General features: G+C 64.4%; 14 protein-coding genes and 1 tRNA gene. 9 read left to right on the top strand and 6 right to left on the bottom strand.

Annotated features, from left to right (window positions below; all coding sequences use genetic code 11):
* Positions 1 to 240 precede the first annotated feature (240 nt).
* The gene (locus Pla175_RS10230; protein WP_145283865.1) at positions 241 to 654 is read right to left on the bottom strand and encodes a hypothetical protein; all 414 of its coding nucleotides are present in this window, start codon (positions 652 to 654) and stop codon (positions 241 to 243) included.
* Between the two features lie 135 nt (positions 655 to 789).
* Here Pla175_RS10230 and queG point away from each other — a divergent pair, with 135 nt between their 5' ends.
* The gene (queG, locus tag Pla175_RS10225; RefSeq protein WP_145283862.1) at positions 790 to 1,860 is read left to right on the top strand and encodes a tRNA epoxyqueuosine(34) reductase QueG; all 1,071 of its coding nucleotides are present in this window, start codon (positions 790 to 792) and stop codon (positions 1,858 to 1,860) included.
* Here the strand turns inward: queG and Pla175_RS10220 are convergent.
* The gene (locus Pla175_RS10220) at positions 1,849 to 3,210 is read right to left on the bottom strand and encodes a DUF2254 domain-containing protein (RefSeq protein ID WP_197527400.1); all 1,362 of its coding nucleotides are present in this window, start codon (positions 3,208 to 3,210) and stop codon (positions 1,849 to 1,851) included. The two genes, queG and Pla175_RS10220, sit on opposite strands and share 12 nt — an antisense overlap.
* A gap of 81 nt (positions 3,211 to 3,291) precedes the next feature.
* Between Pla175_RS10220 and Pla175_RS10215 the strand changes: the two genes are divergently transcribed.
* The 3 genes from Pla175_RS10215 to Pla175_RS10205 all read left to right on the top strand — a co-directional run bounded on the left by Pla175_RS10215 (position 3,292) and on the right by Pla175_RS10205 (position 6,592).
* Complete coding sequence (locus Pla175_RS10215) at positions 3,292 to 3,996, top strand: MarR family winged helix-turn-helix transcriptional regulator (RefSeq protein ID WP_231954323.1); 705 nt, start codon at positions 3,292 to 3,294, stop codon at positions 3,994 to 3,996.
* A 46-nt stretch (positions 3,997 to 4,042) separates the two neighbouring features.
* Positions 4,043 to 5,290, top strand: a complete 1,248-nt coding sequence (locus Pla175_RS10210; protein ID WP_145283856.1) for an NAD(P)/FAD-dependent oxidoreductase — start codon at positions 4,043 to 4,045, stop codon at positions 5,288 to 5,290.
* Positions 5,291 to 5,500: 210 nt separating this feature from the next.
* Complete coding sequence (locus Pla175_RS10205; protein ID WP_145283841.1) at positions 5,501 to 6,592, top strand: tRNA dihydrouridine synthase; 1,092 nt, start codon at positions 5,501 to 5,503, stop codon at positions 6,590 to 6,592.
* On the opposite strand, the gene Pla175_RS10200 is transcribed toward Pla175_RS10205, so the two are convergent.
* Positions 6,589 to 9,789: a hypothetical protein gene (locus Pla175_RS10200; RefSeq protein ID WP_145283839.1), complete on the bottom strand. Its 3,201-nt coding sequence runs from the start codon at positions 9,787 to 9,789 to the stop codon at positions 6,589 to 6,591. The genes Pla175_RS10205 and Pla175_RS10200 overlap by 4 nt on opposite strands.
* A 211-nt stretch (positions 9,790 to 10,000) precedes the next feature.
* Between Pla175_RS10200 and Pla175_RS10195 the strand changes: the two genes are divergently transcribed.
* Positions 10,001 to 10,072: transfer RNA gene (locus Pla175_RS10195), tRNA-Gln, on the top strand.
* A 146-nt stretch (positions 10,073 to 10,218) separates the two neighbouring features.
* Here the strand turns inward: Pla175_RS10195 and Pla175_RS10190 are convergent.
* Positions 10,219 to 13,593: a response regulator gene (locus tag Pla175_RS10190; RefSeq protein ID WP_197527399.1), complete on the bottom strand. Its 3,375-nt coding sequence runs from the start codon at positions 13,591 to 13,593 to the stop codon at positions 10,219 to 10,221.
* A gap of 175 nt (positions 13,594 to 13,768) precedes the next feature.
* Positions 13,769 to 16,990 carry a family 78 glycoside hydrolase catalytic domain gene (locus Pla175_RS10185; protein WP_145283835.1) on the bottom strand — a complete coding sequence of 1,074 codons (3,222 nt, stop codon included), beginning with the start codon at positions 16,988 to 16,990 and terminating at the stop codon, positions 13,769 to 13,771.
* 309 nt (positions 16,991 to 17,299) lie between these two features.
* Here Pla175_RS10185 and Pla175_RS10180 point away from each other — a divergent pair, with 309 nt between their 5' ends.
* The 4 genes from Pla175_RS10180 (at position 17,300) to Pla175_RS10165 (ending at position 20,809) form a co-directional block, all read left to right on the top strand.
* Positions 17,300 to 18,796, top strand: a complete 1,497-nt coding sequence (locus Pla175_RS10180) for a cryptochrome/DNA photolyase family protein (protein WP_145283833.1) — start codon at positions 17,300 to 17,302, stop codon at positions 18,794 to 18,796.
* A gap of 141 nt (positions 18,797 to 18,937) precedes the next feature.
* A complete protein-coding gene (locus Pla175_RS10175; protein ID WP_145283831.1) occupies positions 18,938 to 19,537 on the top strand; it encodes a peroxiredoxin in 600 nt (199 codons plus the stop codon).
* 115 nt (positions 19,538 to 19,652) lie between these two features.
* Positions 19,653 to 20,294: a GTP cyclohydrolase I FolE gene (folE, locus tag Pla175_RS10170; protein WP_145283829.1), complete on the top strand. Its 642-nt coding sequence runs from the start codon at positions 19,653 to 19,655 to the stop codon at positions 20,292 to 20,294.
* Positions 20,295 to 20,329: 35 nt separating this feature from the next.
* The gene (locus Pla175_RS10165; RefSeq protein ID WP_145283828.1) at positions 20,330 to 20,809 is read left to right on the top strand and encodes a 6-pyruvoyl trahydropterin synthase family protein; all 480 of its coding nucleotides are present in this window, start codon (positions 20,330 to 20,332) and stop codon (positions 20,807 to 20,809) included.
* Between the two features lie 61 nt (positions 20,810 to 20,870).
* Here Pla175_RS10165 and ccsA read toward each other — a convergent pair whose 3' ends face one another.
* Positions 20,871 to 24,575, bottom strand: coding sequence for a cytochrome c biogenesis protein (gene ccsA, locus Pla175_RS10160; protein WP_145283826.1), 3,705 nt, complete (start codon positions 24,573 to 24,575; stop codon positions 20,871 to 20,873).
* Positions 24,576 to 24,587: the final 12 nt, after the last annotated feature.

The following is a 24,587-nucleotide window of genomic DNA, read 5'->3' as shown; positions in this document are numbered from 1 at the left end:
CCCACAAACGGGTTGGGAACCACCGATTGTTGTCCCCGGCAGCCAAGCGCACCGCACGCCACAGCGATCAAGATCGCCGAAAAGAACGAGCGATTTTCGGGCCGCAGCATCGGCAGCATCCTTTCTGCCAGTCACAGAATGCGATAGGCCGGGGATGATAGCGACCGCCGCACGCCGGGCCAAGTGGAGTTAAAGAGCGGAGCAGGGCGGGGCGCCGAACGCCCCGCCCTACAATTTATGCTAGCGTCCGCTCGAGACGACCGTCGAGCCCGCGGTGGCGAACGGGTTGCTAATCACCAACGGCTCGGGCTGCGCCGGAGCGTGCTCAACGGTCTGATCGGAAGGTTCGGCCGGCTGCTCAACCGAGCTGGGAACGAACGGGTTGGCGATCTCGAGCGCCGTAATCGGCTCGACCACTTCTGGAGTCATCACGTTCGGCGGGTAGGCGAACGGGCTGTAGCCATAGGTCCGGGGGACCGGCTGGCTGTAGTACACTGGCGGATGCGCGGCGAAATAGGGAACGTTGTATTCCAGCGACTGGTACAGGGCGCCGATCCCATAACCGTAGCCGTAGCCACCACCGCCGCACTGGGCGTTGCAGGCCGCGGTAGATCCAGCAACAACAGCGAAAACGATCGCAATCAAGCAACGCATGGCGGGGCCTCAGGGGGGTCGATCTGGAGGAGCAACGTGTGGGTGGGCAATTTCCTATCTCCACGCTAATCACTCCCCGCGAAAGCTCCAAACATTGTTCTTGGCGGCCGCCCAACCTAGGCGGAATCACAGCGGATGACAGCAACCGTCCCACGCACACAATGGCTGAAAAACAGGGCGATTGAGCTCGGCTTTACCCAGGCCGGCGTGTGCCCGGCCGTAGAGCCCCCGGGCGCACAGCGGCTCCGCGAGTGGCTGGCGGCCGGTTATGCCGGTCAGATGGATTATCTGGCCGACCGTCGCGACGCCTACGCCCACCCCCAGCACGTGCTCGAGGGCTGCCGCAGCCTGTTGATGCTGGCGATGGACTACCGCACGGCCGACCCCCGCCCCCCGGGTCCAACCCAGGGGAGGGTGTCCCGCTACGCTTGGGGCGAGGCCGACTACCACGACGTGGTTCGGACCCGGCTCCACCGGCTAGCCGACGAACTGCGAGAACGCGAGCCCACGTCGCTCGTGCGCGGGGTCGTCGACACGGCGCCCCTTATGGAGCGAGATTTCGCGCGGCTGGCCGGGCTGGGATGGGTGGGCAAGCACACGCTGCTGCTCAACCGCCAGCGGGGCAGCTACTTCTTCCTGGCGGCCCTGCTTACCGATCTGGAGCTCGAATACGATACTCCCCACGCGACCGACCACTGCGGCTCCTGCACCGCCTGCTTAGACGCCTGCCCCACGGGCGCCTTCCCGCAGGCGTACGTGCTCGACGCAACCAAGTGCATTAGTTACTTGACCATCGAACTACGCGACCACGTTCCGGTCGAACTTCGATCGGGCATGGGACAGTGGGTGTTCGGCTGTGACGTGTGCCAGGACGTCTGCCCCTGGAACCGCCGGGCGCCCGAGAGCCAGCAGCCGGAGTTCCGGCCGGTCGCACAGCAAGACCCGCTCGAGCTGATCGGCTTGTTTGAGCTGGACGAGGAGGCCTTTCGAGCCCGTTTTCGCAAGACCCCGTTGTGGCGAGCGCACCGGCGGGGGCTGTTGCGCAGCGCCGCGATCGCTTTAGGCAACAGCCGCCCCCCCGAAGCGTTGCCGGCGCTCCAGCAAGCCATGCACGACGGCGAAGCGCTCGTCCGCGAAGCGGCCCGTTGGGCGGTGCAGCAATACGAACTTCACCAGAACGGCCACCGGGGAGCGTCAGACCACTGATTCGCCCTCGGGCGGCGGGCTCTCTCCCTCGTTGAGGGCCGCGATCACCTGTTCGTGCAGCAACGCGATCGTGCGCCGGTCGGCTTCAGCCGACAGGCCCGTTTGCGCCTCGGCTGCAATCACGTCGGCGTGCCGCCGGAGCGCGGCGCGGCGTTCCGGCCGGCTCGCAGATTTCTCGACCGTGGCGATTGTTTCCAACAAGCGCCTCGTCACCTGGGCGTCGGCCCGTGCGTAGTTGCGGATCGGATCGAACGCGCAATCAAGGAACCGACTGAACGATACCGGCGGCGCCGTGACCCGGAGCCGCCCGTCGGCATCGAACCGATGCGGCGACGGCGGGTCGCGTTTAGCGAACCGGCACAACGCAGACCCCAGTCGGTCGATACAGCGAATGGCCGTAAAGGGGTCATTAATGCCCGGCGAGAGCGCCCGCACCGCGACCTCAACGAGCTGGTCGACCGTGAACTCGAGGTCCTGAGACGGGGTACGCTGGCTGCCGAGGCCGAACGCGGCGCGGGCCGACCCGACTAGATCCTCGCTTGCTCGATCGCGGGGCCAGACCGAGAGCAGCCGCGCCCCCGGCGCCAGGTACTCGCCCGGGCGGCGTTCGACGCGCAGGATCGCGTCGTTCTTCGTCGCCAGTGCGGTCAGCGCCGCGAGGTCGATGAACTGTAGGTAGCCATCCACATCCGCCGAGATGCCTTGCGACTGTTCGTCGAACGCGGCGTCCAAGGCGGGGCTGTCCGGCGCCGGCTGCGGCGTCGAGTCGTCCGGCGGCTCGGGTTCAGGAAACATCCGATCAATACTCTGTAGCAACTCGTCACCGACGCGAGAGACCACCTCGTCCGCCTGGATCGAGACCGATACGTGGTGGATGAAGTAGATCAGCACCCCCAGGCTCATCAGGGCCAGCCCCACAGCGAGCGTGACCGAGAGGTGGGGTACCACCGATTCGTCTCCGTAGCGGATGGTACGGAGCACGAGCAGGCTGTACATGAACGTAGCGACGAAAGTCCCCAGCACCACCTGATTGGTGGAATCTCGCATAAAGTTGCGCAGCAGCCGCGGACCGAACTGCGACGAGGCGAGCGAAAGCGCCACCAGCGTCATCGAGAACACCACGCCGGCGATCCCCATCATCGAGCTGGCGATCGCGCTGAGCACGGCGCTGGCGCCCTCGGCCCCCCCCGTGTAGGCCCATCCCCCGTCGATCAACCACTCGTCCGATACTGCGTCGTCAAGAGCGACCATGGCCACCGCGAGCGCCACGGAACCGGCCGCCATGAGCGACGGGACGAACCAAAAACTGCTGCGGAGCAGGTCCCACCACTTGAGCAGCAGTATTCGCATGAAGTGAGGCTTGCCGAGCTGGTTGGGGTTGCGATGCGGTTTGCGCAGTATACCCGATGCATTCTCCACGATCGACGTTCTGTGCTCGCACACCAGCTCCGAGGACAACATTGGGGCCGCCGCGTGCGCCAGACGTCGGGGCTGAGCCGCTGGAGATCGGCCTCACCTGTCAGCGAGCGGTCGAGCGCGTCCTTGAAGTCGTGCCACGACGTCGCTCGCCCCAACCGAGACCGCAACACGCGTCTTGACAACAGTTGTTCCAACATCCATTATCGCAGCATGACAAACCCGGCGACCCAGACAGTTGCGGCGGCAGGCGACAGATCATTCGATTCTGTGGAGCAGGAGGTCTTCCTGAACTTGTGGCGTACGTACGATCGTCTCAAGGCGCTGGAAGATGATCTGTTTGGTCGGGTCGGACTGTCCGCACAGCAGTACAACACCCTACGGCTATTGCGGTCGATCTACCCAGATGGAATGCCCACGCTGATGTTGGGGAGTCGGCTGATCTCTCGCGCCCCCGACATGACTCGCCTTCTGGATCGCTTGGAGCAACGAGGGCTGCTCGTCCGAGAGCGGAAATCCGAGAACCGCCGCGTGGTGGAAGTTCAGATCACAGAGAACGGCCTGAAACTGCTCGATGAGATCTACGAAGCTGTCCAGGAATGTCATCGACAGCAACTTGGACACCTAAGCAAGAAGGCATTGCGTGAGCTTTCCGACTTGCTCAGGCAGGCCCGACAGCCACACGAAGATTCCATGAACCCGTCGGTCGCCGATTCGTGACGGCGCAAACGTTCCACGTGCTTCGGACACCGGCGAGGACAAGAAAATGGCGAGCCGCCGATCTCCTCATGTAGTCGTAATCGGAGGAGGTCCGGCCGGGGCGACCGCTTCCACCTTGATCAGCCAGCAGGGTTATCAAGTAGAACTCTTCGAACGCGAGCGGTTTCCCCGCTACCACATCGGCGAATCGCTGATCCCAGAAACCTATTGGGTTCTGAAGCGGCTGGGAATGCTCGACAAGATGAAGTCAAGCCACTTCGTCAAGAAGCACAGCGTTCAGTTTGTGAGTCCATCGGGCAAGCATTCTGCCCCCTTCTATTTCTACGACAACAAGCCGCACGAGTGCTCGCAGACTTGGCAGATTCGCCGGAGTGAATTCGACGTCATGATGCTGAAGAATGCCGAAGAGCAGGGGGTCGCCGTCCACGAGGGCGTGCGGGTTCTCGACGTGTTGTTTGAGGGATCCCGTGCTGTTGGCGTGCGGATTGTGGACGATGCAGGGAACAAGAGGGAGTTTCGAGCCGATGTAGTCGTTGACGCAAGCGGGCAGAGCTCCATGCTCATCAATAAGTTCAATCTCCGCGTGTCCGACCCGCAATTGAATAAAGGGGCGCTTTGGTCCTACTACGAGGGCGCCTATCGGGATCAAGGCAAGGACGAGGGGGCAACCATCGTTCTGAGCCTAAGCAACAAGCGTGGATGGTTCTGGTACATCCCGATGCAGGATGACACCGTTAGCATCGGCGTGGTGGCGGACTTTGATTACTTGTTCCATGGTCGATCGAACCACGAATCCGTTTACTTCGAGGAGATGGAGAACTGCATTGCGGTAAAGGAGCGGATCGCGAACGCCCGACAAGCCTCTCCGGTAAAGGCGACAAAGGATTACACCTACCGGGCCAAACAGGCCGCGGGTGATGGTTGGGTGCTGGTCGGCGACGCGTTCGGGTTCCTAGATCCGCTTTACTCTTCGGGCGTACTGCTGGCGCTCAAGTCGGGAGAGCTTGCTGCCGATGCGATTGTCGAAGGCTTGCGAGTTGGCGACACGTCTCGGTCGCAGATCGGGAGCTGGGAGGCCGGCTATGTCGAGGGGATGAACCGAATGCGGCGACTGGTGTGCGAGTACTACGACGGGTTCAGCTTCGGAGAGTTCATACGGCGCTTTCCGCACCACCGAGGCAGCATCACCGACCTCCTCATTGGCGATCTCTTCAAGAAGGAGCTTGATCCGGTGTTCGAGGACATTGACTCAATGAAGGTCCGCCAGGTGGACGCCGCCCTCCCGAACCCATGAAACATCGGCTGATTCTACTCGGCGTAGCTGCTTCCCGGCATTCTGGTTGCAGGTGCGGCCTTTACGCATCAAGCACATGCTAGGCCAGCGCACGCTCCCGCTGAGCGATCCCGGTAGGGCAGCAGGGGCATCAAGCGTGGTCGTAGTGGGCGTCTACGACGAGTGGACCTAGCGTTGCGGCAAACGCCGCCAGCATGCAGAATCGGTGGCATGACCCCGCAGCCACTCCCGACGCTCCGCATCGGCCCCATCGAACTCGACTTCCCCGTCGTACAGGCGGCGCTGTCCGGCTATAGCGATTCCCCCATGAGGCTGCTGGCGCGCCGGCACGGCGCCCCCTACACACTGTGCGAGGTGATGCTCGACAAGTTCGTGACCGGGCTGAAGGACCGTAAGAGGACCAGCCATTTCCTGCACATCCTAGATGGAGAGCGGCCGGTTGGCGGGCAGTTGATGGGGGCCGACCCAGAAGAATTTGGGCCGGCAGCGACCAAGATGGTCGAGGCGGGCTTCGACGTGATCGACATCAACTTCGGCTGCCCCGTGAAAAAGGTGCTCGGCCGCTGCCGGGGCGGTTTCCACCTCAGCCAGCCGGAAACAGCGATCGAGATCGTCGCCCGCGTGCGAGACGCGGCGCCGGCCGCGATCCCAGTAACGGTCAAGATGCGGCGGGGGGTCGACGACTCCGACGAGAGCCGGGACAAGTTCTTCGACATCTTCGACCGAGCGTTCGAACTAGGGGTCGCCGCGATCACGGTTCACGGCCGGACCGTGACGCAGCGCTACAACGGGCCGTCCAACTGGGACTTCTTGAGAACCCTCAAACAGCACGCGGAGGGTCGAACCGTGCTGGGGAGCGGAGACTTGTTTACCGCCCAAGCCTGCCTCGACATGATCCACTACACGGGGGTCGATGGCGTGACGGTCGCCCGCGGCGCTATCGGCAACCCGTGGGTGTTCTCGCAGGCCCGCGCGCTAGCCGCCGGGCGGCCGCTCCCCGACCCGCCGACGCTCTACGAGCAGCGCGAGGTGATCGCGGAACACTACCGGCTCGCGGAACAGGTGTACGGCGTGGAGCGTTGCCTGCCGGGCATGCGCAAGTTCGCGATCAAGTACTCGCAACTCCACCCCGCACACGCCGAGGCCCGTGCAGATTTTTGTGCGGTCAAAGCGCCCGGCGCGTGGCGGACCGTGCTCGATCGATGGTACGCGGTCGACGGCCCCGGGGTGCACCCGACGGTCAACGAGCCGCCCCCGGTTGCGGCGCAACGAGCGGGTCGAGCTCTGCCGGCGACGGTCTAACGCCAGAAGCTAGGGGTCCATCCCTTCAAACGCTCGCTCAACGTGGGGGCCGGCGCCGGCCCCTCGGTTTCCTCTCGCTGCGCGGTCGCCGGCGGAGGCACCGCCGGCTCCGGAAGCCGTGGCGCAAACTCCCTCAGAAACCGCGGCCAGTACCCGTCAACAATCTGCAGGCACTCGCTGTACCGGCCGTCATCTAGCGCAACTTCAGCGGACTGCACAATCCGCACCAGCGCGAGCCTTTGCCACTTTGTTTCCGGAAAACTCTGCATCGGGTAGAAGAGCGAGAAGCACTGCAGGTCGTCGATATCCACGACCCCGGCGCCGGTGCAGCTGAGGGTGATCCGCATGCCGCCGTCTTGCCCGACCGGCAGGTCGTCAACGCCGAACACGTACGCCGGCCAAGCGGCCTTCTGCGCGTCTGCCCGAAGACCGGCAGCGGCGATCGACGTTGCACTGTGGTAGGCGCCGTCGACGCTGTCAAATGAGATCACCACGCGCGCGTCGCCGTCCAGCTCGACCGGTCGTACGCCAAACTGCACCGCCAATTGCCCGGAGCTGGGCACCGGGAATGGCTTGCTTGCGGCGCTAGTGGTTCCTTCTCGGCTTTCGATTCGAAGCGAGCGTTCGCCGCTGAGCGGAGACTCGGTAACCGTCGTCACCCGGCTCGCCCCAGTGACGGCCGCGTCCCAGACGGACGGAGCGCCGCCGGGGAGCGTGAGCTCGAAGCTCGGGTCCAGCACCCCCTCGAGAGGACGCCTGGCGTTGAGGTCGCGACGCTTCAAGTCGTCAACGATGCGGCGGAGCTCCGTTTCGGCTTCGGCCGGGGTGTTCGTGCGTAAGCCGACGACTTTGGCGTCGCGATCGCTCACGGCAAGAAGGCGGGTTTCGAACGGCGCTAGGTCGAACTCAAAGGCGTGCTGGCCCCGCTCAAGCCGGCTGGCGACCGGCGGCTGGCTCTCCCACGGCTTGATCTCCATCGCGTCGCAGCCCGCCTCGTTTGAGAGGGTCGTCGTGGCGCGGACTGGCCAGGGCGAGACGTTCGAGAAGGCCACCAGACGGCCGGGCCCCCTTGTGTATGCACGGACATACACCGGCTGAGACGTGGCGGCCACGCTGACGCCCGGGGGGGGCAGCTCCCGAATGAGCAACCGCGTGCGGCGGTCGGGTTCATCGAACGATAGATCGATCGCGTCGGACGACTCGAGCAGCGCCACCGCGTCGCGCTCAGAGGTAACGCGCGACATCGCCATCCGCTCACGCCGATTGGATGTTCGAACGACCGAGCGAAGCGTGCAATCGGGACAGCCACGCGCCTGTTCGAACGACTCCAGCCGGACCAGCCGCACGTCGCGTTGAAGCGCCGCTACTGGCTGTTGCTTACCAGCCCCCAGGTCAGCGAAACGAACCGAAGCAAGCGCAAGGGCGTCCTTACCCAAGGATCCTTGCGAGCCGAGCCTCTCCGCGACAATCAATTCGAGACCGGGGATTTCCGCGATTGCGCGAGCGTCGACGCCGTGCTCCATCAGGAAGCTGGCGGCCGTTGTCGGCGAGTTCAGCCTTGGACGCAACCGCTCCGCCGCGCGATCATCAGCAAGCATTGCGTCCGTCAGCAGAAAGACTTTTAGGTCCGCTCCGACGACGGCGACGCGCTCGCGGATCGCCCGGTAACGGCCCGTCAACTGCTCGGCCCGCCACTCTAGCCAAGCCTCCCTCCAGGGCCCCGCTAGCGCGGCGCTGATAGTCGCGTCGTCTCGGGCCGCCGCCTCGGGCCACGCAAGCTTGTTCTGCTCGAGGAAGAGATCAAGCTGAGCCGCACTCGGCGTCCATGGGGGCGGCGCAAGTGCCGTAGCGCCCGGCTCAAGTTCGATCGCAATTCCCGCAAAGCAGCGGTGAGCAGACGCCGCAGCAAGAATCCCGTCTAACCGGGGATCGACTTCGTCCATGGGGCGGTCTGACGGGGTAGCACCGCCACTGATGGGGTCGTGCAGGTCGCCTCGGACCAGGACACGGAGCCCACGACGGTCGAACTCCCTCATCACCGTCTCTTGCCACGGGTCGTCGTTGGCCGACGATCCGCGGATCATTGCCGTATTGGCGCCCTTGAGCTCAACCAAGTCCGCTAGCACGCGTGCGCCAAGATACGCAGCATGCCAGTCCCCGCGCGCCAGCTTCGCGCCGTTGGCTAGATCGGCAGGAGCGACCTCGTTCGATCCGTCGATCACTACCAGCCGTTCCTGCGTGGGCGAGGCCTGCCGAGGCGCCTCGCCACACCGCCGCACCCGAACGGACGCATACGAAGCAGGCGCATCGCTGCGCCCGTTCGAGAGCATCAGCAGCGGCTGGGTCGTCCGCGGCCAGAACAGGCGTCGCGCTGTGGCGCCGTCGCCACCCACATCATTCGGGGTCGAGACCTGCATCACAGACGCCCCGACCGGACCGAGTCTTCCGGTTGAGTCGGGCTCAACGATCGTGAGCGTGAGCGCTTGATCGGCGCCCAAAGGGGTCGCGACCTCGATCAGGTGCGCTGCCCCCGGTGTTTGCACCGACAATGGGATCAGTTGCCAAGCCGCAGCTATCCCCGAGTCGCCCGCCGGGATCTCTATGTATCGTCGCCCCTGGACAACCACGGGCCGTAGCGTCCCGAACGACAGCGGGCCCTCGGAGAACCAAGCCAACCGGCGGGTTCGTAACCAGTCTGGCGAGCGTTCCCACCAACGGTGCGTGGTCGGGTCGATCTCCGTTCCGGGCAGCCAAGCAGCGGTCGGGCGAGACGTTGATTCGCTCGACATCACCAACACCTGCCTCCTGGCCTCGCCCAGCACACGGGCGCCCCCGCCCGGAAGCAGACGCGTACGGAACGTGCCGGGCGCCGTTACGATTGCGTGGAGCCAGTACCGGCCGTCATGGAGGGGTGCGGTCGCCTGAAAATCGAGGGTAGCCGCCTGTCCGAGAATGACATCCCGCGTTTCACTCCAAAGCGCCGCGCCCTGGCTCGCAGAGGATAGCTGTAGTTCGATCTGGGCCGCGCCGGAGAACCCAAGCTGCGTCGGATCGAGAACGACCCCCACCTCGATCTCCCCACCGGGCAGATAGATCGGCGCCTCCGAACTGAGCTTCAGCGCAACCGCCGCGCCTGGCGACGGGACGGGCTCGGCGGGTGCGGGCAGGGCGAGCGCAGCAACGAAGAGAAACGACAACCATCCGGTCGTCGAACGTCGATCCGCCAGTGCAGTGCGCCGAAGTTTAGGCATCGGACGTCCGTGTCCGAAACAGTGAGCGACGGGCTCCCCGCCGAGAAGTGGCGGACTCTACCGACCTGCTGGCGCCAAGACCAGACCGACCGGCCTTGATTTTTGGACCGCCGGAACCTAACCTTGCCCAGCTATCGCGGGTTTCCTGACCCGCTATTGGGGATTGGTGTAATTGGTAGCACGACGGATTCTGATTCCGTTAGTCGGGGTTCAAGTCCCTGATCCCCAGTTTTCTTATCCTGTTGATATCAAATGACTTAGAGTGTTCTTGCCGGCCCGTTCTGCCCAACATACGGCTCATTTGCTGGGCCAAAACCGGCACTTCTTCCCCGGCCTATCGGACGCCTAGGCTGCGTAGTGCGCTTCTACGCCGAACTATCCGGGAAAAATCCCTGCTTCCTGCTGCAAAGCAGCAACCAGCTCGGCAATGCGGCTCTGCAGATCCGCCCACGCCGCGTCATAATCGTCCAAGTCGCCCGTGCGGCCCATCTTCTCGACCCGACGGGCCGCGGCCGTGGCTTCGTTCGCGGCGAACATACTCACGGAACCCTTGAGCGTGTGCGCTGCCTCCATTAGCGCTGCCGGCTTACCAGAGGTGTGCGCCGCCTCGACCGCCGTCATTTGCTTAGGGCATTCCACCAAGAACAGCTCGATCATTTCCTTCAAGAAGTCGTCGCTCCCCCCCACGTTTAGCAGCGCCTCGGCACGATCAAAGGGGGCCGGCGGCGTCTTCGGGGCGTCGTCCTCGGCCGCGGCTGCGGCCCCATCGGGCGACAGTCGCCGGTCTTTTTCTACCGCCTCAAACAGCTCACGGGGGCGGAAAGGCTTGGAGACGTAATCGTCCATCCCCGCCGTGAGGCACCGATCGCGGTCGCCTTTCATGGCGTGAGCGGTGATCGCCACAATGGGCGTGTGCCGGCCGGTGGCTCGTTCTTCGGTTCGGATCGCGGCGGTCGCCTCAAAGCCGTCCATTTCTGGCATCTGAACGTCCATCAGCACCAAGTCAAAGGGCTCGGCCTTCCATGCGTCGACCGCCTGCCGGCCGTTCTCTACCGCCGTAACCTGGTGCCCCCGCTTCTCCAGCAGGTTGAGCGCTACCTTGCGGTTCACCACACCGTCCTCGGCCAACAGCACCCGCCGGCGGACAAACGCCATGGAGAGTTCGGCGTTGAGGGGTCCCGGGCCCTGCTCGTCTACGCGTGCGGTCCCGAGCGCGCCGGTTATCCCATTGAAGAGGATCGACTGCGTGATCGGCTTGTTTAGGCACTTTGCGACGTTGAGAGTCTTGGCGTGGGCAGAGTCCTCCGGTCGGTGGGCCGAAGAGAGCATCAGGATCGTGAGCCCGTCCTGCCCGGCCTGCTGGCGGATGCGACGAACCAGCTCGAAACCGTCCATGCTTGGCATCATTACGTCAAGCAGCGCAAGTCGGTAAGGCCGGCCCGAGCTGCGGGCGCGTTCCAGTTCCTCGAGGGCCGCGGGGCCGGACGCAACGGAGGTTGGCTTCATTCCCCAGTTGGACAGCACTTCTTCGCAGATGATGCGGTTGGTGCGGTTGTCGTCCACCACCAGGACGGGGAGCTGGTGCAGCGTCTGGAGCTCGGCGGGGGCCTCGTCGGCCTGCTCTTCGCCGCGAGCCAAGTCGACTGTGAACTGGAAGGCGCTCCCTTTGCCCAGTTCACTCTCGACCCAGATGCGGCCCCCCATCAACTGGACCAACTGCGAAGAGATCGCTAGTCCGAGCCCGGTGCCCCCGTACTGGCGAGTGGTGGAAGAGTCGGCCTGCGTGAATGCGTCGAAGATCTTCACCCTCTGCTCGTTGGCGATGCCGATGCCGGTGTCGCGGACCGCAATATGCAGCAGAACCCGATCGTCATCGGATCGCTGCGACGAGACCGTGACAACCACCTCGCCCTTCTCCGTGAACTTGATCGCGTTGCCCAACAGGTTGACGACCACCTGCCGCAGGCGGCCCGGGTCGCCCACTAGGTTGTCGGGGACTTCCGGGAGGACCCGCACGACCAGCTCGATCCCCTTGTCGACCGCCCGGCAAGCGAGCGAGTGAACGGTGGCGCCCAAGAGATCGCGGATGCGGAAGGGGCTTGCTTCTAGTTCTAGCCGGCCCGCTTCGATCTTTGAGAAATCGAGGATGTCATTAAGCAGCGTCAGCAGGGCGTCCGCCGAGGACTTCACCATCTGCTGGAAGTCGCGCTGCTCGTTGGTGAGCTGTGTGTTGAGCAGCAATTCCGTCATGCCGATGATGCCATTCATCGGCGTGCGGATCTCGTGGCTCATGTTGGCGAGGAACTCGCTCTTCGAACGATTGGCCGCTTCGGCAGCCTCTTTGGCGACCTGCAGCTCTTCCTGCGCCAGCCGCCTCTCGACGACCCGTCCGACCTGCTCGCCGACGCTTTGCATGGTGCGGAGTAAGTCGCCGTCGACGGCCATTTCTTCGCGGGTAAAGAACTCAAGCACCGCTGCGGTCGCCCCGCCAACGCGAACTGGAAAACCAAATGCCCCCTTCACGAGAAGGCCGGGGCATAGACGTGCGCGGGGAAAGTTATCGTCGACCTGGACGTTGGCGATCCAAGCGGGCTCGCCCGACTCCCAGATGCGCCCCGGCAGTCCGACCCCAAGCTTGAAAGGGGTTTGCTCGGTGACCGCTCGGAACTCGGTGTAGTTGCCGCCGTCGTGGATGCCCCAGATCGTCGTCGGCGCCAACTCCTCGCCGTCCGCTGTCGGTCGGTAGGCGTGGCCGACGGGCCAGCCTGTTACTTCGCACACCGCGTCGATGCATTGTTGCAGCGCTTCTTCGATCGACGCGGTTTCGGCCGCCATGCTGACGGCGCGGTGCAACAATTGCGCCTCCATCGCCTGCCGAGCGAGTGCGGCCTCGGCTAACATCTGCTCGGTGACGTCTCGCGATATCCCAAAGGTGCCATAGATCGTGCCGGCGGCGTCACGTAGGGGCATCTTGTTCGTTGACACCCAAGTATCACGGCCGTCGGGCCAAGTCTCTTTCTCAACCACGCCGACCAAAGGGCTGCCGGTCCGCATGATGCCGCGCTCGTCGTCCAGGGCCTGCTGCGCGTGCTCTGAGGAAAACACATCCGCGTCGGTCTTGCCGATGACCGCATCCGGGCCGGGCAGCCCAAACTTGGCGGCCATCGCCCGGCTGATGCGGAGGAACCGGCTCTGCTCGTCCTTGAAGTAGAGCGCGTCCGGGATTGAGTCCAGCAGGCAGGCGAGCAGGTCGCGTTCGTGGGCGTGGGCGGCTTCTGCTCGGACGCGGTCCGTAACATCCCAGAAAACCACCTGCAGTCCGACGATCAGGCCGCCGGCGTCGCGGATGGGCGACTTGATGTGCTCGATCGACCGACGCTCCCCGTCGACCGTAAGCTGCTCTTCGACGCCTCGCACCGCCGAACCGCTGCGGATCACTTGTTGGTCTTCCGAATGGCGTTGCCGGGCGACCTGCTCCGGAAACAGGTCAAAGTCTGTCTTCCCGAGGAGGTCTTCTCTGCCGGCGTGTTGAAAATCGAGGTAGCCGCGGTTAACCAACACCCGGCGTCCGCCCAGGTCCTTCACCAGCAGGTTCAGCGGCAGGCTGTCCACCAGCGACTGGAACAGGTCTGCGGCGCGGCGGACCTCCGCGGAATCGGCCGCAGATCGCTCGGCGCCGACGCCGGTTCCCAATCTAGCGAGCCACGTAGCAAGGCTCGGCGCCTCGAAAGCTTCAGTCCGATCGTCCACGGCTTGTTCCCCGACGAAGAAAAGAGAGGAATGCACAGACGCAGTTAGTTGTCCGCCCCCACTCTAGCAAGAATGGAGGCCGGAAGCGCGTGCAACCTCCGCCGGCGGCGTAGCGCCGCCGGAAATCGGTCCATGCGGGCCGACCCGGCGCCGCCCCCCTAAGCCAGCCGCGGCCCTACTTCATCGGCGCCTCGAAGCGGTAGTCGCCGCTCCCGATTTCGAGCACCGTCACGCCGTCTTCGTCTCGCGAGGTGCCCCAAGGCTTGCCGCTCTCGGTCAATCCGTCGGCGGACGCCCCCTTGGGCAGCCTCAGCTGAGCCGTCGTATTGGCCGGCACGCTTACGTTGAGCAGAAACCGGCCTTCCTCACGACGCCAATCGCTGGCGATCGGGCCGCGAACACTGTCGTAGGAAGTCTTCGCCCATTCGAGTCGATCGGTGACCTCGGGCGCAATCGTGAGCGTGGCGTAGCCGGGCGACGTGGGGCGGATGCCGCCGATGTTTTCAACCATCCAGCGGTAGACCGCGCCGAACGAATAGTGGGCGAACGAGTTCATCCCCGCGCTCTGGAACCCCTGTTCGGGGGTCCAGCCGTCCCAGCGTTCCCAGATGCTCGTGGCGCCCTGCTTGATGGAGAATCCCCAACCCGGGAACTTGTCGCTGAACAACAGGTCGTAGGCCACGTCTTGCCGGCCGATCTTGGACAGCACCAGCATCAGGTCCTTCGTGCCGATAAAGCCGGTCGAGAGCCGGCCGCCGCGTTTCTTGATGTCTTCTACCAAGTAGCGGGACGCGGCCTGGCGGTCCTTGCCGTCGACCAACCCGTAGGCCAGCGCTAAGGCGTAGCAGCACTGTGTGTCTCCCTCGATCCGTCCACCGTCCTTCACGAACTTTTTCTGGAACGCCTGCTTGATGCGTTTGTGAAGCGCTCGCAGCTCTTTGGCGTCGGTCGAGAAACCAAGAATCTCGGCCGCTTCGGCCGTCAGACGTGTCGATTGAGCATAGTATGCGGTGTAGATCACATCCTTGGGCGTATCGGCGTTGACGCTCAACCAGTCGCCGAAGCAGTGGAATTGATCGGGAGGCAGCACGCCGTCTTTGCTGCGACCCCGGCAGAACTCGACGAAGCGCTTCATCGAGGGGTACTGCCTAGCGAGCAATTCGCGGTCTCCGTACGTTTCGTAGAGCTGCATGGGACAAATCACCCCGGCGTCGGCCCAGGCGGGTCCGCCGTCGTCACCGGCCACCTTGGTCGGCGAGATCATCGGGAACTGCCCATCGGCTCGCTGCGAGTCGAGCATGTCTTGCATCCACTTGCCGAAGAACGCCTGGACGTCGCAGTTCAGGCACGCGGTCCCGATGTACACCTGGGCGTCGCCCGTCCAGCCGAGCCGCTCGTCACGCTGAGGGCAGTCGGTAGGGATGTCAATGAAGTTCATCCGCTGCGTCCAGTAGACGTTGCTCACGAGCTGATTCAGCATCGCGTCGGAACACTCGAACGAACCGACCGCTGGAGTGTCGCTGCTGAGCGCGACGCCGACGATCTCGTCTGAACTCGGGGCGTGGCCGAGGCCGCGCACCTCGATGTACTGGAATCCATGGAAGGTGTGCCGGGGCTGCCAGGTTTCCTCAGTGTCGCCGCGGCAAACGTACGTGTCGGTCGCCCGCGCGGTGCGCATATTTGTCAGGTAGACGGTGCCGTCGGGGTTCAAACGCTCCGCGAAGCGGAGCTTGATCACCTGACCCGGCTTCGCGCCTTTGACGCGGATCCGCGGGACGCCAGCGAAGTTCTGACCGAGGTTTAGCACGTAGGCGCCGGGCGTCGGCTCGGTCACCTCGACGGGCTCGAAGGTCTCCAGCTCCCGCACCGGCTGCGCGGGGTGCCACTGCACGACGGGATCGACGTCCGCACCGACCTCGACGGGCGACCACCCCGAGTCATCGAACCCAGGAGCGTCCCAGCCTTGGGGCTCCGCCTCGGCCACGAAGGTCTCACCCTGCAAGAAGTCGGCTTCTCGAGTTCCGCCGGTCGATGCGACCCAATCGGCGCCGGTCGCCAGCACCTCCTCTCCCCCGTCTTCGAACTGGAGCACGAGCTGACCCGCGAAACGTGGGTGCTCTGCGTAGTGGTCGCGAGCGGGCGTGTTGACTCCCCAGCCGATGTGGCCGCTGTACCAACCATCCGCCAAGACTACCGCCGCGGCGTTCTGCCCTTGGCGGATGAGTTTCGTGACGTCGTAGGCGCGGTAGTAGACGCGTTTGGTGTAGTCGGTCCACCCAGATGGGAAATAATCTTCCGACACACGTTCTCCGTTCAGACGCAGTTCGCAGTCACCGAGCACGGCGGCATAGACAATCGCCCGCTTGACCGGCCGATCGACGCCGAAGTCGGCACGCAGACAGGCCGGAGGGGGCAGCAACGGAACGGCCGGCCCCACTTTTCCCCAGGGGCCCTTTCCGTACTCTGCCACCGCGGCGGCGGTCTGGTCGAAGTTTGGCTCGTCGTCGCCGGTCTCCCAGTCCGCCTTGGGAGCATCGACCCAGGCCCAATCCTTGTTGGTTAGCAGCACGCGGCCCCCGTGGTCGGTCGTCACCGTCAGTTTCGCAATAACCCCGGCCGATTTGGGCGACTTGTTCGCACACAGCAGACGGATCTGGTTCATCCCCGGCCTCAGCAGGTGAGACACGTCCACGGTGAAAGGCTTGCCCCCCCGGATACCGCAGTTGGCCTCGTCGCCGTTGATGAACATCCGAACCGAGTCGTCGCCGTACATCACCGCCTCGGCGGACTCAACACGAGCGTCGGCCGGCAGGTCGAACCTGGCGGCGAATCCGTGGCTGCCGTTGCGGGGCTTCCCGTCACCGCCGGGGGGCGCCCAGATCCAGCTCGCCCCATCGAGAGGCGCGTCCGGGCGGCTGTCGGTGCGGCCGGCGTCGAAGCCGATCCAATCGCCCTGCCAATCGCTGGGAGAGAGCAGACCGGTCGTCCACTGCGTCGCGTCCGAGAACTCAGACGCCTGCCCATCTCGGTCCCAGACCCGCACGCGCCAAAAGCAGCGCTGGTTCGTCTTAAGTGGCTTGCCCGCGTATCGGACCGCCAAGGTTTCATCCGATTCGACTCGGCCAGAATCCCACAGGTCGGGTTGGCCCGCGGAGAGCTTCTTTGGCGTCGACGCGACCTGCACCTGGTAGGCTGTTTGTCGCTGGTCGCGCGCCTCTGAGGTGACGATCCAGCTTAGCGAAGGCCTAGCCACGTCTACGCCTAGGGGCGCCGTGCGATGCTCGCATCGGAGCCGTTCGGCGTTCAACCCGCCGGCAGCGTAGGTGGTAGAGGCAGCGGCGATCAAGCAAGTCGAGAAGCAGCCCAGCGCGGCGCGCGCGAAAACGGGACTCACCATGTTGGCTCCGGACAAGTGGCAAAGAGGATCGCCGACAGTAGACCACGCCGGCGCTACCGTCAGACTAGTCGGTCAAAGCTGCCGTCGCGAGACTGAACGCCGGTCGAGAAAACGTGTTCGCGCGGCATGAGACGTCTTCCACAGGGCAGGGGCCGTAGGTCGACGTTCGGCAGACATCCTTCGGCCGGCAAGGATCGACGAGGGCTTGCCGTTTGCGTAGGTTTGCCAAGGCTGTAGGAGGGAAGAGGAGCGCGCCGCTTGCTTGGTCTGCAGGGTCGGTGCGGCGTGTTCAACCGCCGGAGCCAGCGAATGCCTGACAGGGAGATTGAATGTGAGGTTCCGCCGCTGCGCATCCGGGTGGAGAAAGACGCCCCGGTCAATCCCGACGGTCGGTACGTCCTGTATTGGATGATCGCCTGCCGGCGTTCGGCCTGGAACTTCTCTCTCCAACGCGCGGCCGCGTGGGGCCAAAGGCTTGGCAAGCCAATCCTGGTGCTAGAAGCGCTCCGGTGCAATTACTCTTGGGCCAGTGATCGGCTGCATGCTTTCGCGGTGCAGGGGATGGCGGACAACCAGCGGTCGTTCGCCCCTTCAGGGGTGCGCTACTACCCCTACCTCGAACCGCAACCAGGCGCCGGGGCCGGGTTGTTCGAGCGGCTAGCCGCCGATGCTTGCGTGGCGGTTACCGACGACTGGCCCTGCTTCTTCCTGCCCAAGCTGGTGCGGGCCGCGCGGCGCCAAGTGAACGTGAGGTTCGAGTCGATCGACTCCAACGGCCTGCTGCCGATGCGTGCAGCGGAGAAGGTGTTCGCCCGTGCGTTCGATCTCCGCAGGTTCCTGCAAAAAGAACTCCGCAACCACATCGACGCGATGCCGGCCGAGGACCCCCTGGCCGGCGCCGAGCTGCCCAATTCGCCCCGGATCGACCGCGCAACGCTCGACCGCTGGCCGGAGGCAGACGTAGCAGCCATCGCGGCCGACCCAGCGCTGTTGTCGAGCTTTCCGATCGATCACACGGTAGAGCCGGCGCCGCTGGTCGGCGGCGAACGGTCGGCCAGATCGCAGCTAGAGGGTTTCCTCAACGATCGGTTGCCCCTCTACGGCGAGCAGCGCAACCAACCACAATGCGACGCCGCAAGCGGGCTCTCGCCGTTCTTGCACTGGGGACATCTATCGGCCCACGAGACCTTCGTGCGGCTCGCCGAGCGCGAACGGTGGAACCCCGGGAAGATGGCTGCCAAGCCGACCGGCGCCCGCGGTTGGTGGGGCATGGGAGAGTCCGCCGAGGCGTTCCTCGACGAGTTGGTGACCTGGCGGGAGCTAGGCTTCAACATGTGCAGCCAGCGGCGCGACTACGACCGCTACGAGTCGCTTCCCAATTGGGCCCAACAGACCCTCGCGGAGCATGCCTCCGACAAGCGGGAGCACGTGTACACCCTGCAGCAGTTTGAGACGGCCCAGACGCACGACCCACTCTGGAACGCCGCACAGCGGCAGTTGGTGGCCGAAGGCAAGATCCACAACTACCTGCGGATGCTCTGGGGCAAGAAGATCTTGCACTGGTCGGCGTCGCCCCGCGACGCCCTGAGGGTCATGGTCCACCTGAACAACAAGTACGCGCTCGATGGCCGCGACCCCAATAGTTACAGCGGGATCTTCTGGGTGCTGGGCCGCTACGATCGGGCTTGGGGCCCCGAGCGGCCCATCTTTGGCAAGATCCGCTACATGACCAGCGAAAACACCGCCCGCAAGCTGAAAGTGGGCGACTACATCCGCAGCTACGGCCCACAGCGGGAGCTGTTCTGAACCGTCCCTCGCCGCGACAAAAAGTCCGCCCTGAGCTCCCTGTTGCAGCGGGGTAGGGCCGCCTATAAATGAGGGTACTGGCCCACCTTTGTATCCCGCCTGATTCCCACCTAGTTTCCCCAAGAACGAGAGGAATTTCCCATGAGCGTCCTAGTCCAGCAGGAAGCCCCCGACTTTACTGCGCAAGCCGTGATGCCTGACGGCTCGTTCCAGGAAGTGAAGCTGTCGGACTTCCGCGGCAAGTACGTGATGTTGTTTTTCTGGCCCCTCGATTTCACGTTCGTTTGCCCGACCGAGATCATCGCCTTCTCGGACGCGAACGCAGAGTTCGAGAAGCGGGGCGTGCAGCTGCTTGGGTGCTCGGTGGACAGCCACTACTCGCACTTTGCTTGGACCCAGGTGGCCCGCAGCGCCGGCGGGATTGGCCCGATCACGTACCCGCTGATCGCTGATTTAAACAAGCAGATCGCCCGTGATTACGACGTGCTTTCGGACGGCTCGATCGCCCTGCGAGGCCTGTTCTTGATCGATCAAAACGGTGTTGTGCGCCATCAGGTGGTGAACGACCTGCCGCTCGGTCGTAGCGTCGCGGAGGCCCTTCGGATGGTCGACGCGTTACAGTTCTTCGAGGCCAACGGCGAAGTCTGCCCGGCGAACTGGCAACGCGGCGACCGCACCATCAAACCGACCTTGAACGACAGCAAGTCGTTCTTTGAGGCGGAATACACCAGCAAGGCCTAGCCCCGGGTCTTGGGACCGCGGGTGGATGCCAAACCGCGTTGCCGAGCCGGCTGATCCCGCTAGAGTTACCCTAGCAGACCGCTTGGTTGGCGGGTTGAGCCGGGAGGAACACAACATGGATATCGGTTTGGGCCCAGGACAGCGTGATTCTGGCTGCGCATTGGCGACGCCCGACAAGAACGGCTCGGCCGCGCCGGTCGACTTGCAGGCGATCGAGGCGGCCGTTCGAACCATCCTCTCCGCGGTCGGGGAAGACCCCGACCGCGAGGGGCTGATCGACACCCCTCGCCGTGTCGCCAAGATGTACGCGGAAATGTTCTCAGGACTCCGCCTTGATCCCAGCCGGCACCTGCAAGTGGTGTTCCCGGAAACCTACGACGAGCTGGTGTTGGTTCGGGACATCCCGTTCACCAGCATGTGCGAGCATCACCTGCTCCCCTTTACCGGCGTCGCCCACGTGGGGTACCTGCCTGGGGGCGCCGTGACCGGCCTCAGCAAGCTGGCCCGCGTGGTGGAAGAGGTGGCCCGCCGGCCGCAGGTGCAGGAACGGATGACCCAAACGATTGCCGAGATGATCGAACGCGAGCTGGGATCGCATGGGGTGGCGGTGGTGATCGACGCGGAGCACTCGTGCATGTCGATCCGGGGCGTCAAGAAGCCGGGCAGCCGCACGCTAACTAGCGCCCTGCGAGGTTCGTTCAAGACCGACCCCGCCAGCCGCGCCGAGGTGCTGGCCCTCATCAATCAGCCGCGCTAGAGCGAGCCCCCAAACCATTTACGGGTAGAGTCCAGATGGTGATCGAAAAAGAGTACAAGTTCTACGCGGCCCACCGCAATGAACAGCTTGAAGACAAGTGCAGCAACCTGCACGGGCACCGGTATGGGCTCAAGTGCCTGTTTGAGGTCGAACGCAATGGCTCGTACACCACACTGTTCGGCGACTTCGACGCGAAAATCGAACCTCTGCTGAAGAACAACTACGACCACGGGATGTTGATCCATACCGCTGATCCGCTCTACCAGACGCTGCTGGACCACTGCGAACGGACCGGCGAGAAACTTCGTCTGAAGGTGTTTGACGCGCCCACAACCGTTGAGAACTTGGCGTTCATGCTCTTCAGCGAGATCACCGAGATGGGGTTCCGCCTCGTCGGCATTGAGGTGCGCGAGACAGACACGTCGGTGCTGCAATACTCTCGCGAAGATTGGGTCGCCGACTGCCGCGACCGCTCGCGGACGCAGTGCAAGCCCACGGTCGCCAAGGGGACCTAGCCGACTCGCGCGGCGGGCCCGGGCCTCGTCGCTACGGCTGACGATCTGTTTCGAACGGGTCTTATTCGAACCCGCCCACGCTGGGTTGGCGCTTGGGAAGCCAAGCGATCGCTGCGATCGCAAGCTGCGAGACCGCGAAGATCATCAGCCACTGCGAACGCCCTTCGGTGAAGCCGTAGGTGTGGAGCCCGACACCCAACTCGTTGGTGCCGAACCAGCTCCACGCGGTCACGATGTTGCCCAGCACGGCTAGCGAAGCGATCCCGATCGGGCCGGTTAGCTTTCCCCAGCGTGCGTGGAGCACCAGCGCGTTCCAGATCACGATCAGCAGGGCGCCGTTCTCCTTGGGGTCCCAGCCCCAGAACCGACCCCAAGAATCGTCCGCCCAGAGGCCGCCGAGCACCGTGCCGATGAAGCTGAACAGGATCGCAAAGCAGAGCGTGCCGTAGGTCATCCGGTCGATGTCCTTGAGCTGGCCGGGCGAAGCGGACTCGAGCAGCGACCCGCTGATGAGCCTGCCCGCGGCCAAGAAGCCCGCGAGCAGCGTGGTGGAATACCCCAGGGTGATGCAGACCACGTGCGTCGCAAGCCAGAACTGCGTGTCGAGCACCGCTTGGAGCACCTCGAAGGTGTCGGAGTCGAGCGACAGGAAGTAGGCCACCAGCAGCGTGAGGAAACCGATGATCGAGGCCATGACGTTGCCGATGCCGAGCCGATAGATCGTCTCCATCGACACTGCAAACAACACCGACGCCCAGCCGATGAACACGGCCGAAGAGTAGAGGCTTGTGACCGGCGGCCTGCCGGAAATATAGATGCGGGCGACGATCGCAAACGTGTGGAACGCCAGCGCAGTAAAGATGACCGCCGTCGAGGCGCGGCTCAGGGGCCGCGACCAGCCCAACCAGCTCGCCGCGGCCAAAAGGAAAGCCAGCACGTACAACATGGAGCTCTGAACCAGCGGCGCAAACGCGTTGTAGAACTGTTCGAATCGGACGCGCGTCTCTGAGAGCCGCTCGGCCGGCGCCAGCTTCGAATCGCCTCGTTCGTCTAGTTCTTCCTGGTACGCGTCGAACCGTTTCGCGAGTTGATAGACGGCCGAGTTGAACGCCTCCTTGTCGTCTCGCTGGTAAGCGCGGAACGCGTCGTTGTAGGCCTCTGCGGCCGGGTTCGCCTCCTGGCCGGTGGCGCGCGCCACGAGGTTGATCAGCTCTGCCTCGAACAAGGTCCGCCACTCTCCCTCGGCGGCGGCGGGGGGGACGGCCCTCGGCGCCTCGGCGGTCCGCAGCCTGGACGCCTCGTCTTGGGCGATGCTGAGGTTCTGCAGTACCGATTCCTGGTCGTCGCCGCTGATGTTGGGCGAACCGTACGCACGCACGACCAGCGTGAACGTCGAGAGCCTCCGGGACAGCTCAAGCACCTTGCGCTGGTAGAGCGAGAGGCCCTCGGGGTCTTCCCCCTCGGCCTGGCGTGCGAGGCCGATCTGGCGATCCACCTCGTTCATCTTGGGCGCTAGGTCGTCTAGTGAGTATCGGAACGAGCCGGTCCGCCGCGGCAGACCGAGGTCGTCTAGCAGGTCGAGGTTGTCGATGCGGAACACACGCATGGCGCGCGAGCGTTTGGTTCCGGCGATGGTTTCCAGCAGCCACTCGGCAGCCGGGATCTTGATAGTGGGGACCTTCTTCTCTGGATCGGCGGCGTCGCCGGGCTCCTCTTCGAAAGCCACTTCCTGCCGGTTCGAGAGCACTTGGAGCGTTGTGCGGGCCAGCGTATCGAACGGCTTGACGCGGCCCCCTTCGACCACCGGCAGTGCGCCGAACGCCTGGACGCGCATGGCGCCGGCTTGGTCCTTGGGAGGACGCGCCTTGCTGAGCACGTAGCCGCCCGCGAGCAGCGCCATCAGCAAGGGGAACCACACGATGGGCGATCTAAGCCAGTCGCCGAACCTCCTGGCGTCTTGTGGTGGGCCGGGAACCTTCGCAGCGGCCGGCGCGACGGCCGCGTGCTCTCCCCCCACACGGCGGCCCAAGAAGCGGCCGAGTGTGATCAAGAAGTGCGCCGCCATGCCGACGCCAACGAGCATGCAACTGACATAGGGGACCATCCACCCCTCGTTCGCCACGACTTGGAAAACCGAGGTCTTCTCGTCCAGCTTGTCGAAGTTGCTTTGGTACAGCGTGTCGCCGCCGTACCGCAGCGGGTTGTTCATGTAGATGTTGACCTCACGGTCGATGTTGGCCGAGGGGTCTTCGAGCTGCACCAACGAGGAAAAGCCCTTCGCGGTCTGGGTGCCGATGTACCGGTCGAAGGAAAAATCTTTGAGGGTAATGGAGTAGGGCTTGTAGGTGCGTTCCATCCGCAGCGCGACGGCGTAGGGCTTTCCGTCGACCTGGACCGTTTGGCCCGCTACGTCGCTCCGCCACTGTGCGAACATCGGCCCGAAGCCGGGGTCGCGCTCGAAGTGGTAGATATCGAGGGTTTCGTCCCCCCACGACGTCACTAGCACGACGCCCATCGGCTTGCCCGTCGATTTGTCGAGCAGCTCAACGTAGGCCCCCGGGAATCGCTGCTCGACCGGCCCGCTGATCTGCGCCGCGGCGACGCCAATCGTTTGCGCCGGTCCGATCTGGCCCGCGATGTCGGTCGCTGGCGGGGCGAAGCGGCTGTCGTCGAAGTAACGCGCTACCCTTAGGTCGCACGGCAGGTCGGGGTGGGAGATCGGCTCGCCAGACACGAGGGCATTCTGCAGCAACGCCTCGGGGACCACCGTCACCAGGTCAACGTCCGCGGGCGAGCGGTCGATGAATGCCAGCTCAAACTTGCGGGGGTTGTAGACAACACTGCTTGCGCCCCCCTCGGGCACATTCATCCGCGTCTCGACCGCCGTCATGCCCGTGTAGAACTCGCTCAGCATCAGCAGCCCGACTCCGCCGTGAAGCAGCACGATGCCGGCCCGCTTGCGGAACGCTAGCCAGCAACCGGCCAGCAACAGGAGCGCGGCGCCTCCCCCCTGGATGAGCTGCCAGAGGATACGCAGGCCGGAATCGCTCAGCCGCCACTCGGGGTTGAGCAGCAGGAACGCCGCCGCGGAGGCGACCAACGCGACCAGCGTCGCTACGATCCACCACTCCGGCATCCGCACCCGGCCCAGCGCGTTGACCAGCCAGTATGCGCCCGCGAGCGCGGCGCCGGCGGTCACAAATCGGAGGCTCTGCCACAGCCCATCGGCCACAGCGGGGTCAAGCTGGCTTTGCAGCCCCTCGTCCATCCCGCCTCGGATCACGAGCCCCGTAGCCAACACGCCGAGGGCAATGGTGGCTAGGCCCAATACCAACCGGCCCCCTTTGGCGTTGACCTTGAACCGGAGCGCGTGCGCCGCGAGCAGGTTGACGAACATCGCGGCGCCGATCGTCCAGCCGCCAGGGAACGGCAGCCAGAAGTCGCCCCGCATGTCGTTGGCCACGTCGAAGTCGTAGACGAACTTCTCTATGAAGCGCATCAACGCCCGCGGCTCGATCTTGGCAAGCCACACACGGAAGTAGCCGTCGTTCACCACGTACCAGATATCTCGATCGACCTGCGCTAGCGTCCCAACGAAGACAAGGATCGCCGAGAGCGCAAACAGAAAGACCGTCAGCCTCAGCGAGGCCAAAGGGCGGAGCAGGTCGATCAGGCCACCCGTCGGACGCCCCAGGGCGCCGCGTTGGTCTGGCCAGTCGGGGCCAGCGGCGAGACGCTGGCGGGGGTCGAGTTCGGCGGTCGCCATATCCGGCAGTCC

This window comes from Pirellulimonas nuda (assembly GCF_007750855.1).
Classification (GTDB): domain Bacteria; phylum Planctomycetota; class Planctomycetia; order Pirellulales; family Lacipirellulaceae; genus Pirellulimonas; species Pirellulimonas nuda.
The sequence above is the reverse complement of the archived record's forward strand: the minus strand, read 5'-3'. Positions and strand labels throughout refer to the sequence as shown.

Coding starts and splice junctions, on each gene's coding strand:
- Pla175_RS10230 (WP_145283865.1), bottom strand. CDS start 654: ATGCGTTGCTTGATTGCGATCGTTTTCGCTGTTGTTGCTGGATCTACC.
- queG (WP_145283862.1), top strand. CDS start 790: ATGACAGCAACCGTCCCACGCACACAATGGCTGAAAAACAGGGCGATT.
- Pla175_RS10220 (WP_197527400.1), bottom strand. CDS start 3,210: ATGCGAATACTGCTGCTCAAGTGGTGGGACCTGCTCCGCAGCAGTTTT.
- Pla175_RS10210 (WP_145283856.1), top strand. CDS start 4,043: ATGGCGAGCCGCCGATCTCCTCATGTAGTCGTAATCGGAGGAGGTCCG.
- Pla175_RS10205 (WP_145283841.1), top strand. CDS start 5,501: ATGACCCCGCAGCCACTCCCGACGCTCCGCATCGGCCCCATCGAACTC.
- Pla175_RS10185 (WP_145283835.1), bottom strand. CDS start 16,990: ATGGTGAGTCCCGTTTTCGCGCGCGCCGCGCTGGGCTGCTTCTCGACT.
- Pla175_RS10180 (WP_145283833.1), top strand. CDS start 17,300: ATGCCTGACAGGGAGATTGAATGTGAGGTTCCGCCGCTGCGCATCCGG.
- Pla175_RS10175 (WP_145283831.1), top strand. CDS start 18,938: ATGAGCGTCCTAGTCCAGCAGGAAGCCCCCGACTTTACTGCGCAAGCC.
- folE (WP_145283829.1), top strand. CDS start 19,653: ATGGATATCGGTTTGGGCCCAGGACAGCGTGATTCTGGCTGCGCATTG.
- Pla175_RS10165 (WP_145283828.1), top strand. CDS start 20,330: ATGGTGATCGAAAAAGAGTACAAGTTCTACGCGGCCCACCGCAATGAA.
- ccsA (WP_145283826.1), bottom strand. CDS start 24,575: ATGGCGACCGCCGAACTCGACCCCCGCCAGCGTCTCGCCGCTGGCCCC.